The sequence below is a fragment of the Aneurinibacillus aneurinilyticus ATCC 12856 genome (assembly GCF_000466385.1).
GTDB lineage: Bacteria > Bacillota > Bacilli > Aneurinibacillales > Aneurinibacillaceae > Aneurinibacillus > Aneurinibacillus aneurinilyticus.
This window is the reverse complement of sequence record NZ_KE952877.1, coordinates 1-11,111: the sequence shown is the minus strand read 5'-3', so window position 1 is coordinate 11,111 and position 11,111 is coordinate 1. Positions and strand designations below refer to the sequence as shown.

General features: G+C 44.0%; 8 protein-coding genes and 2 riboswitches. Of the genes, 5 read left to right on the top strand and 3 right to left on the bottom strand.

Features of this window, described 5'->3' with window-relative positions; genetic code table 11:
- Nucleotides 1–116: 116 nt before the first annotated feature.
- Nucleotides 117–272, bottom strand: a riboswitch (cyclic di-AMP (ydaO/yuaA leader).
- A 342-nt stretch (nt 273–614) separates the two neighbouring features.
- A riboswitch (cyclic di-AMP (ydaO/yuaA leader) is annotated at nt 615–762 on the top strand.
- Nucleotides 763–1,325: 563 nt separating this feature from the next.
- The 5 genes from kdpA to HMPREF0083_RS20760 all read left to right on the top strand — a co-directional run bounded on the left by kdpA (nt 1,326) and on the right by HMPREF0083_RS20760 (nt 7,745).
- Entirely contained in the window at nt 1,326–3,005 is a 1,680-nt protein-coding gene (kdpA, locus tag HMPREF0083_RS20780) for a potassium-transporting ATPase subunit KdpA (protein ID WP_021623724.1), read from the top strand.
- Nucleotides 3,006–3,042: 37 nt separating this feature from the next.
- The gene (kdpB, locus tag HMPREF0083_RS20775) at nt 3,043–5,079 is read left to right on the top strand and encodes a potassium-transporting ATPase subunit KdpB (protein WP_021623723.1); all 2,037 of its coding nucleotides are present in this window, start codon (nt 3,043–3,045) and stop codon (nt 5,077–5,079) included.
- Nucleotides 5,080–5,106: 27 nt separating this feature from the next.
- Nucleotides 5,107–5,670 carry a potassium-transporting ATPase subunit KdpC gene (gene kdpC, locus HMPREF0083_RS20770; protein WP_040304197.1) on the top strand — a complete coding sequence of 188 codons (564 nt, stop codon included), beginning with the start codon at nt 5,107–5,109 and terminating at the stop codon, nt 5,668–5,670.
- Nucleotides 5,671–5,853: 183 nt separating this feature from the next.
- Nucleotides 5,854–7,005, top strand: coding sequence for a KdpD-like non-kinase potassium sensor (gene kdpDN, locus HMPREF0083_RS20765; RefSeq protein ID WP_021623721.1), 1,152 nt, complete (start codon nt 5,854–5,856; stop codon nt 7,003–7,005).
- Nucleotides 7,006–7,385: 380 nt separating this feature from the next.
- The gene (locus tag HMPREF0083_RS20760; protein ID WP_021623719.1) at nt 7,386–7,745 is read left to right on the top strand and encodes a DUF2642 domain-containing protein; all 360 of its coding nucleotides are present in this window, start codon (nt 7,386–7,388) and stop codon (nt 7,743–7,745) included.
- A 335-nt stretch (nt 7,746–8,080) separates the two neighbouring features.
- Here HMPREF0083_RS20760 and HMPREF0083_RS20755 read toward each other — a convergent pair whose 3' ends face one another.
- The 3 genes from HMPREF0083_RS20755 to HMPREF0083_RS20745 form a co-directional block, all read right to left on the bottom strand.
- Nucleotides 8,081–9,235 (bottom strand): cation:proton antiporter, encoded by a 1,155-nt coding sequence (locus HMPREF0083_RS20755; protein ID WP_021623717.1) that lies wholly within the window; start codon nt 9,233–9,235, stop codon nt 8,081–8,083.
- A 314-nt stretch (nt 9,236–9,549) separates the two neighbouring features.
- Nucleotides 9,550–9,840: a hypothetical protein gene (locus tag HMPREF0083_RS20750; protein ID WP_021623715.1), complete on the bottom strand. Its 291-nt coding sequence runs from the start codon at nt 9,838–9,840 to the stop codon at nt 9,550–9,552.
- Nucleotides 9,841–10,133: 293 nt separating this feature from the next.
- Entirely contained in the window at nt 10,134–10,853 is a 720-nt protein-coding gene (locus HMPREF0083_RS20745) for a YebC/PmpR family DNA-binding transcriptional regulator (RefSeq protein ID WP_021623714.1), read from the bottom strand.
- Between the last annotated feature and the right edge of the window lie 258 nt (nt 10,854–11,111).

The window sequence follows — 11,111 nt, the reverse complement described above, 5'->3', positions numbered from 1 at the left end:
CCACCTTATGGATAATCAACAGGCGTGTAAAAAACAAACAAAAGCCGCCAGAAGAGGTCTCTTCGTGCGGCTTTACTTTGCACAGCAAAGAAGCTGTCATACTACCATGACAACAGTCCTCCCCCCTACACGCTTACGAGGTTAGCTGACGGATTCGGGCGTGAGAGTCGCCCTACCCGGGTCATCCCGGGATTCACCCCGTGCAGTATGTGAAAAAACATGCCTGCATTTGGTTCCCCCGCTCCCTTATCGGGATTCAGCGATCCAATTGGAAATATTATTCATTTGAAATAAAGATGGATTCATCTTACGTTCGCATCTCATCCTTTGTAAAGACATAAAATATGCTTTAAAACCTGATTATTATCATTTTATATTCTTTTTTCTTTAGTTTTCCCTCTTTTACACACTTTATCTTTATATTCTCATCTCCATTTCCCCAACCGATTTAAGCCAAAAAACAAAGTAAATCAAAGATAAAAGCCAATTTTGTATGAAAAATATATTTAATTTCGCTTATTTCTACTTTTTCTCTTAAAAATCTCATGAAATTCTCCAAATTCCCGGTTTTATTTTTCTATGAGGACGCTCTTATAATAAATCACATACGACAACCGCATAACTGGCCTAGTCCCGGTGCATCCGGGAGCGGAGGACCCACTTTTTTTGGGGTTAATCCTTACACCATGTAAGGAGGGATGAGAACAGCTCTTTCGCCATCCTACCCGTCAGCTAACTTCGTCGGCTAATGCGAGGGAGGTCTAAAGACCGCCTATTTGAGGAGGCTTTTTTATTGCCGTTATTCGGTAGAAAAGGAGGCTTCTTCAATATTTTGAAGGTCTTTTTGTTTTGCTTACAATTTCATACCACTGTTTCTCAGAAAAAGAGCAGGTGGACAGAATGCAGGTCCGTGCCCGGGGCGACGGGGCAGGCATTCCGTAGACCGGTAATACTTTTTCTCCGACAGTGAACCGCGTTCGCCAGCCGGACATCCCATTTTCATAAAATGGAATATCTACATCTCTGGCTTTCTTTCCCTATGCGGTTCAACAGGAGAAGAGTATCTACCGGTCTTTTTTTGCGGCCAACCCTAAAAAAGAAAGGAGCGTTCACAGCCATGTTTAACGATGCGGTTATCATTAGTACATTCGTTATGTCTTTTCTTCTTTTTCTTGGATTTACCGAATTTTGTGATCGAACATAAAGGGGGTGGTTGTATGGCTGTTATTGTGTGCATAGCTTTCGCCATGATTTTATATTTATGTTTTGTTCTTATTAAACCGGAAAAATTCTAATGTTATGTCTTGCATATAGGAGGCTCTCAAATGAGTACAGGAATTGTGCAGATAGCTGTCACACTACTTATCATTACCATTCTTATCAAACCGGCAGGCAGCTATCTTGTTAACGTATTTAACTATGAGAAAACAAGGCTCGACAACATATTCAGGCCTATAGAAAAAATTCTGTACCGCATTATGGGCGTACGTGAAGACGAGAGAATGGGCTGGAAACAATACGTCATAGCTTTGCTGCTATCCAACTTTGCTATGGTTATGCTGATGTATGCGGTACTGCGCCTACAAAAATATTTACCATTTAATCCAGACGGAATTGATAACATGTCGAGCGCACTTGCGTTCAACACGGCAGCTTCGTTTATTACGAATACAAACTGGCAGGCCTACAGCGGAGAGAACGGACTTTCTTATCTGTCGCAAATGCTGGCTATTACCTTTCCGATGTTTACATCAGCTGCTACCGGCCTGGTTGCCGCGATCGCTTTTATCCGGGGATTAACTGCTCAGGAAGACAGTCTCGGCAATTTCTATGTTGACCTGATTCGTTCACTGACCCGTGTATTTCTACCGCTCTCCCTGCTTGTCGCCCTGTTTCTCGTATTTCAGGGGGCCCCGCAAACATTGAATGGCGCACAAACAGCGACATCGATAGAGGGAGCACAACAGGTTATTACACGCGGACCAGTAGCTTCACTAGAATCCATTAAGCACATCGGAACGAACGGCGGAGGCTACTTTGGCATGAATGCCTCGCATCCGTTTGAAAATCCTACACCGTTGACCAACCTTGTCCACATCCTATGCATGATGTTCATCCCTACAGCACTCGTGTATGCGTTCGGCATTATGCTCAAGAACAAGCGGCAGGGCTGGACCCTATTCGCTACGATGGCAGCGATTTTCCTGATTATGCTCTCGACCGTTTTCCTCGCCGAATATAAAGGCACACCGGCACTGCAAGCACTTGGTATTTCTGGCAACATGGAAGGCAAGGAGGTCCGATTCGGCTATTCCGAATCCGCTCTGTTTACGACTGTTACGACCGCTGCTACTACCGGATCGGTCAATAATATGCATGATTCATTGACACCCATCGGCGGTCTGGTACCACTGGCACAGATGATGCTGAACAACGTGTTCGGCGGTGATGGGGTTGGTCTAATGAACGGTCTTCTGTACGTGATTCTCACTGTTTTTATCTGCGGCTTAATGGTAGGACGGACACCGGAATTTCTCGGCAAGAAAATCGAAGGCAAAGAGATCAAATTGGCGTCTATTGCCCTGCTCGTCCATCCGGTCATTATCCTGGTACCTACCGCAATCGCATTCCTTCGTCCCGAGTCAGTGGCTTCTATCCTGAATGCAGGCTCGCACGGCATCTCTGAAGTATTGTACGCTTTCACATCCGGTGCGGCAAACAACGGCTCCGCTTTTGCCGGACTATCGGCTAATACAAACTTTTATAACATGGCAATCGGACTTGTGATGCTGTTCGGGCGCTATGTCTCGATCATTGCCTTGCTAGCTGCCGCTGGTTCACTGGCAGCCAAACCGGTGGCGCCTGTAACAATCGGTACATTCCGTACAGATTCACCGCTATTCGCTTTAATTCTGCTCGTAATGATTGTAGTGGTTGGTGCGCTGACTTTCTTCCCGGCGCTTGCGCTCGGGCCGATTGCGGAACAGTTAAGCATGTGGCAATAAATAGTACGGCTTTCGCTTGATATAAGGAGGATGCTTTATGGCAACTGAGCAGAAAAAAACACTCGATAAAGAAATTGTCATTCAGGCAATCATCGATTCATTCAAAAAATTAAATCCGCTGACCATGATAAAAAACCCTGTTATGTTCATCGTTGAAGTCGGTACCTTTATTACACTCATTCTCTCCCTTGCCCCCGGCGCATTCGGCGCGAGCACGGTGAGCCGGGAATACAACATAGCCGTATTCCTAGTCCTTTTCTTCACGGTGCTATTCGCCAATTTCGCCGAGGCGCTGGCGGAAGGACGTGGCAAGGCTCAGGCGGATACGCTGCGGAAAACAAAATCGGACACAATCGCTAAACTATTGCAAAAGGACGGCTACATCAAGGAGGTCTCATCAACTCAACTCCGCAAAGGAGATATTGTACGCGTTGATGCGGGAGATGTTATCCCGTCCGACGGCGAAATTGTCGAAGGACTCGCTTCTATAGACGAATCGGCCATTACTGGAGAATCGGCACCCGTTATTAAAGAAGCTGGCGGCGATTTCTCCTCCGTTACTGGCGGTACACGCGTCGTCTCTGACTATATTATTATCAAGGTAACGACCAATCCCGGCGAGTCATTTCTGGATCGCATGATTTCACTTGTCGAAGGCGCTTCCCGTCAGAAAACGCCGAATGAGATTGCGCTAACAACTCTGTTGGCGGTGCTGACCCTTATCTTTCTATTCGTGATTATTACGCTCGTGCCGTTGGCAACCTATCTGAATGTTACATTGGATATAGCTACGCTCATCGCACTGCTTGTCTGCCTCATCCCAACAACCATCGGCGGGCTGTTATCTGCCATCGGCATTGCAGGAATGAATCGGGTCACCCGTTTCAACGTACTCGCAATGTCTGGTAAAGCGGTCGAAGCGGCAGGTGACATTAATACAATGATCCTGGACAAAACCGGAACGATCACTTTCGGAAACCGAATGGCTGCCGAATTCGTTCCGCTGGACGGCATATTAGAGCAGGAAGTAACATTCGCAGCTCTACAATCGTCGGTAAGGGACGAGACACCGGAAGGACGCTCTATCATCGAGCTAGCTAATAGCCTTGGGATCAATTGGTCCGAATATGAATACCACGATGCAGAAATTATCGAGTTTACAGCGGAGACCCGCATGTCTGGACTGAATTTACCAGACGGAACACAAATTCGTAAGGGTGCCGTTGATGCAATTAAGAAATTCGTAACCGGACAAAATGGCTCCCTGCCTCGCGATTTGGAAGATAAAGCGTCTCACATCGCCAAAGCAGGGGGCACTCCATTAGCCGTGGCAGTTAACAACAAGGTATTCGGCATCATCTATCTAAAAGATACCGTAAAACCAGGCTTAAAAGAACGGTTTGCTGAGCTGCGGGCAATGGGGATTAAAACCGTCATGTGTACAGGAGACAATCCGCTAACCGCAGCCACGATTGCACAGGAAGCCGGTGTCGATGAGTTCATCGCCGAAGCAAAGCCAGAGGATAAAATTGCCGCCATCAAGCGTGAACAGGCCCAAGGCAAACTCGTGGCCATGACCGGGGACGGAACAAACGATGCCCCGGCACTTGCACAAGCCGATGTCGGGCTCGCCATGAATTCGGGTACGATGGCTGCTAAAGAAGCTGCCAACATGATCGATCTGGACTCCGACCCGACGAAGCTTCTATCTGTCATCGAGATAGGTAAGCAGTTACTCATTACACGCGGTGCACTCACTACTTTCTCGATTGCGAATGATATCGCCAAATATTTCGCCATCATCCCGGCACTATTTATTATGGCGTTGCCACAGCTAAATACATTGAACATTATGAATCTAGCGTCACCACAATCGGCCATTTTGTCCGCCCTCATTTTCAATGCGGTTATTATCCCGCTTCTCATTCCGGTTGCGATGAAAGGGGCCAAATATAAGCCAATGAGCGCCAATCGGCTGTTAAGCCGCAATCTGTTCATCTACGGGCTGGGCGGTGTAGCAGTTCCATTCGTTGGCATCAAAGTAATCGATATGATTTTATCCGGTTTACTGTAATTCAGCATATAAAGTGAGGAGAAAATAATGAAATCAATATTTACTGCGATTCGCTCATCCGTGCTACTGATGCTTATATGCGGTCTTCTTTATCCGCTTTTGACTACAGGTATCGCACAGGTGCTATTCCCTTATCAGGCGCAGGGAAGTTTAATAGAAGAAAAGGGGAAAATAATTGGCTCGGAATTGCTGGCACAGGCATTTACATCGCCACAATACTTCCATCCGCGGGCATCAGCTGCTGACTATAACCCAACAGCTTCTGCGGCAACTAACGCTGCGGTTTCTTCAGAAGAATATATCCAAGGTGTAGAGGCGTCAGTGAATGCAGTCCGCAATGAAAATCCGATGTTAGCAAAACAAGTTCCAGCAGATTTGGTGACGACTTCCGCTTCTGGATTAGATCCTCACCTGTCACCCGAAGCTGCTAAAGCGCAAATTCCGCGCATCGCCAAGGCGACCGGTCTTAGTGAACGAACCCTCATCGCTTTAGTCAATCAGCATACCGAAGGAAGACAGCTTGGTATCTTCGGTGAACCACGTGTGAATATACTTACTATAAACCGCGCGTTACAAAAACAAATCAAATAACACGAAACTTCACTCACCGAAGAGTTCTTCATTCCACACGGAGTGTTAGTTGAACGCATCGGGCGTTTAGGTGCGGTTTATCTCCCACCTAAACGTTCCCGACTTCTCCAAGTCTTGAGGCGAAATACGAAAGCAGATGCCATTTGCTGTCTTGTCAGCCTGTGGCTTTCGGAGGTTTTTACTATGGGGGACGAAAAAAGAAAAACACCAGAGGAGCTATTAAAAATAATCGAACGGGAGCAACGGGGATACTTGAAAATTTTTATCGGGGCCGCTCCGGGTGTCGGAAAAACATACATGATGCTATGTGAAGGTAATGAATTGCTGGAAAAAGGCATCGACATTGTCATCGGTCTTGTGGAAACGCACAGCCGCGTCGAAACAGCCGCACAAATCGGCAGCCTGCCCGTCTTTCCTCTGAAAAGTGTTCAATATAAAGGAAGAGAATTTCAGGAGATGGATGTCGACGGCCTGCTCACCCGTCGGCCACAGTATGTCATTGTCGATGAATTGGCCCACACGAATGTACCCGGCTCTAAAAATAGGAAGCGCTACGAAGACGTAATGGAGCTTGTAAAGGCCGGGATTCATGTGATAACGGCCATGAATATTCAGCACCTGGAAAGCTTGAACGATACGGTTGAACAATTGACAGGAGTAAAAGTACGGGAGCGCGTGCCGGATTGGATACTGAATGAAGCAACCGAGGTTCAGCTGATCGATACACCACCGGAGAAGCTACGTGCTCGCCTAAAAGCCGGCTTAATCTATAAGCCGGAGAAAATCGAACAATCGCTGAAAAACTTTTTTCGGACCGGAAACCTGAATGCTCTCCGGGAAATTGCCCTGCGTGAGGTCGCCGATGATGTCGATGAACGGCTAGAATCTTATAAGCAGGAGAATGGTATTGATGGCATGAAGGGGGCGAATGAAAAAATTCTTGTCTGCGTCAATTACCGTCCTAACGCCGAGCGGCTCATCCGCCGAGGCTGGCGCATTGCCAGTCGCCTGAAATGCCAGCTCTATATCCTGAATATTCCACTGTATTTTGTACAGGAAATGGACGATGCGACCCGCAAACAAATGCGACTATTGGAGAATCTAGCTAAAGACTTAAACGCTGAATTTCATATCCGTGCTTCAGCCGGCCGGAAACCCGAACAGGTGATTATTGATTTCGTCAATGAAAAAGGAATTACCCAGATCGTTCTCGGACAGTCGGCTCGCTCCCGCTGGGAGGAAATCGCTAAAGGGTCAATCGTAAACCGAATTATGAAAGGTACGAAGTACGTGGATATCTTAATCGTAGCCGATGGCGTGGATTACCGGGAGTAGCTGTCACAGAATCCATTGTTACAAACAAAACACGGATTCATATCCTTACATAGATGGGCTACACCCTCCTGCTTCTCTATATACACCTGATTTGATAAATGGACAAATTTTTATGGTAGGAAGTAAGAAAAGAAGGAGGGGCGGTGGGCGGGAACCGTCGGAAAAAGACATACTGGCCTCTCTTCTGCCGGAGCGCAGGGCGGCATCCAACCTCTTCTTTTTTCCCAATCTCCTTCTTCCAACCACACTCCCCCGTTAAAATAACAAGTGTAATTTAGGAAAAGTTCTTTCAAAAAGTTTTGGGCTCAACATACGCAGCTTCTAGTCATAGGATGTATGGTAACTTTTAGAAAAAAACTATTTAAAAGGAGTGTTACCTTGTGTACCCAAACCCTTATCACTCGTACACATCCCCTTATGCATTCTATCCCGCCTATCCTCCATATTCTTTACACAGTTCAGAAAAGCATGTTCAACCTGTTTCATATTCTGCGTTAGATCAAGTTAAACAAGACACTAAAGCCGTTGAAAAAGAGGGATCAGCTCCTCAAGAGGTCAATACATTTACTGAACGCTTTTTGAACTACTTGGGTAAAAGAAAAGGGGCAACCATATCCGTTGCTACGAGAACCGAAATAATCAATGGGACATTAGAGGAAGTTTCCACGGATTGCATTTTAGTTAAAGTGGATGAGGAAAACTATCACATTAGACCGGAAGGGATTGTTTATTTCAAATAAAGAAAGCTTTTGTTTAAAATCAAACACAAAGCAGCTTACAAAAACCAAGTAAGCTGCTTTGTGTTTTATAAAAATAAGAGAGCATCAGCAATGCTATATACATCTGGTTTGATAAATCGACAAACTTTTGTGGCAGGAGGTAGAAAAAGACAGCTGGCCTTTCTTCTGCCGGAGCGCAGGGCGCATCCAACCTCTTCTTTTTTCCGAATTTCCTACTTCCAACCACGTTATCATGTCAAACTATCAAGTGTAACTTATATAGCCATTTCTATTTATTTATTAATCAACTTATTATATGTGCATTATGGTCCTCTAAGAAAAAGTACTGTTTACACTTATCCTGCTATACTTTTTTGTTTTTCCTTTGATGATGTGAAAAACAACTTCATCATAGGTGGAGTAACAATTGTAGTAATGAGTACAACTATGACAATAACCGTAAACATATCTTGTTGCAAAAGTTTATTTTCCAGTCCAATCGCCGCAATGATTAAAGCCACTTCTCCACGGGACACCATAGCCGAACCGATCCCCAATGAGCTTTTCCATGAAAAACCGGCCGCCTTAGCCCCGATTGCAGAACCGATTAATTTTGTTAAAATCGCCAAAATGCTAAGTCCAACAATCAAACCGATATGGTCAACTATCCCCGTAAAATTTGCAGCGACTCCAATGGAAGTGAAAAATACAGGCACAAACACTGCATATGCTATTGTCTCTACCTTTTCAAATACCTCATGCTTGTAATCCGTTAAACTAATTGCAACCCCGGCGATATACGCTCCGATAATCGCTGCGACCCCAGCATATTCCGCCAAAAAAGCATATAAAAAGCAAATAATTAACCCGGCAGAAATAATCGACTCCGTGACACGTAATGGAGCAAAAATTCTTAAAGCCCAAGGCACCACTTTCCATCCGAGTAAAATGGCTACGGCAAAGAATGCAATTTTTTTAAGGACAACCATCCCAAGGTTTACATCCCCACCAGCCAAACTCATCACAAAAGCCAGAGCAATAATTACTAATACATCATCAATAACGGCGGCCCCCAGAATGGTCGTACCTTCTCTGGTTTTTAAATTTCCCATTTCCTTTAATGCTTGTACCGAGATACTTACACTGGTCGCAGACAACAATAACCCTAAAAATACAGATTGAAAAGCAGGCAATCCCATCATACTACCAGCTACATACCCTAATGATAAAGGTGCGATAATGCCAGCTATTCCAACATAAGTGGAAGCTTTTCCTGTTCGCTTAAATTCATCCATATCAGTTTCCAGTCCTGCAATAAACATCAATAAAATAACACCGATTTGGCTTAGTTCACCAAGAACGTCCGTACTTGTAATTACTCCTAATAAGGCAGGACCCAGCACAATCCCAATAAGCAATTTACCCAGAACTGAAGGTTGCCCCAACCTTACACTAATATCCCCGGCCAGTTTAGACGCAAGCAAGATCACCGCTAATTCAAAAATAAGCATCCATCATTTCCACCCTTCTTTAGTTGTCCTTCCATAGGCTGTGTGTTTACAAAAAACAAAAGGAGCCTATAAAAAGGCTCCAAAAAAACACAAGGAGCCCTGTGCCAAGGCTCCCGAAAAACAAAAAGAAGCCTGTAACCCTTGGCTCCGAAGGCATAAAGAGGCCAGGGGTGACAGACTCCTCCAAAATTACTGATATTATTAACTATTCGCTAACTTGTATTATATCAGATAAATCTCAACTGCGCTACTTACTAAGTAAAAAAACAAAAAGCCGGAATTTAGCTACATATTACTAAATTCCGGCTTTTACTTTATTTTAATGCTTGATACGATGTGTTTTCCTTCAATAGATTATAAATCTCTCGTTTATCTTCATTTTGCAGAATCTGCTCGGCTACTGTCTGACTAATGTGATAATAGTTAACATTGGCATTCTCTACATTTTTTTGCTCCCTAACGAAATAGCCTTTATCCGTTCTTACCAAATCACGAGACCAATCAAGTACACCAAGCTGTTCAGAATGAAATAAAACTTCTTCCTCTGTAATTGTTAGGTGTGTCTTATCCATATACCTATCAAAAACTCGAATTTGCTTGTTCATATTGATCCCTCCTTACTCTTATTGTATCCTTTACAATCCCTCCCTTTTATGACATTTTCTTGACGGTTAAGGTTTTTTTGTGAACACTCTATTTTTTATAACCCTTGCAAAAAATCACAAAAAAAGACATTCCAACCTTTTGCAGAAGTTTTGGCTGCCACACCACCACCTAAAACGAGAATGTCCACCTTATCTCCTCCTTCCAATCACCTGAACTTTTGTTACTACGTCAAGTCGTTTCTATAATAAATAAGCAGACCTTCTGTTACATAGCAAAGGCCTGCTTTCATGTATTATTCACCAAAATCTACATTGTGGTATACTTGTTGAACATCTTCCAAATCTTCTAATGCATCAATCAATTTTTCAAACTGTACTCGTGCATCCTCTGGAAGTGTGATGTCATTTTGTGCAAGCATTGTTAGTTCTGCAACTGTAAATTCAGTTATACCAACATTCTTGAATGCTTCCTGTACCGCATGGAACTGATCAGGTTCAGCATAAACAATAACCGCTTCATCTTCTTCTAAAATGTCACGTACCTCTACATCCGCTTCCATTAATATTTCAAGCACTTCATCGGCTGTTTTACCTTCAAGGCCGATAACAGCCACCCTATCAAACATATATGCTACAGAGCCGCTTACTCCCATGTTGCCGCCATTTTTACTAAATGCAGCACGCACATCCGATGCAGTACGATTCACGTTATTTGTCAGCGCATCTACGATTATCATTGATCCGTTCGGTCCAAAGCCTTCATAACGAAGCTCGTCATAATTTTCTTCTGAACCACCCTTCGCCTTTTCAAGCGCACGGTCAATAATCGCTTTCGGTACACTGTACGTTTTGGCACGCTCAAGCACGACTTTTAAGGCCCGATTCGATTCCGGATTCGGTTCACCCTGTTTTGCTGCTACATAAATTTCTTTTCCGAATTTCGCATATATACGACTCGTATTTGCATCTTTTGATGCTTTTTTTTCTTTAATATTGTTCCATTTACGACCCATAATGTTCCACTCTCTTTCAACTACAAAAAATTATTAATATGAAATAAGCTTCCTTTTCAACAGTTTTTCAAAATAATAATAAGGAGTTCGCTGCGATTTGATATTGCATTTATCCACTAAATTATATTATACCTCAACCACATAATTTGTTGCGAGTTTAATAATCAAAAAAATACAGCTTCCTGATAGATAATCAACAGGTATGGTGTAATTTATATAAACAATCAAGGGTGTTGATTATCCAGAATGATCCAGAGT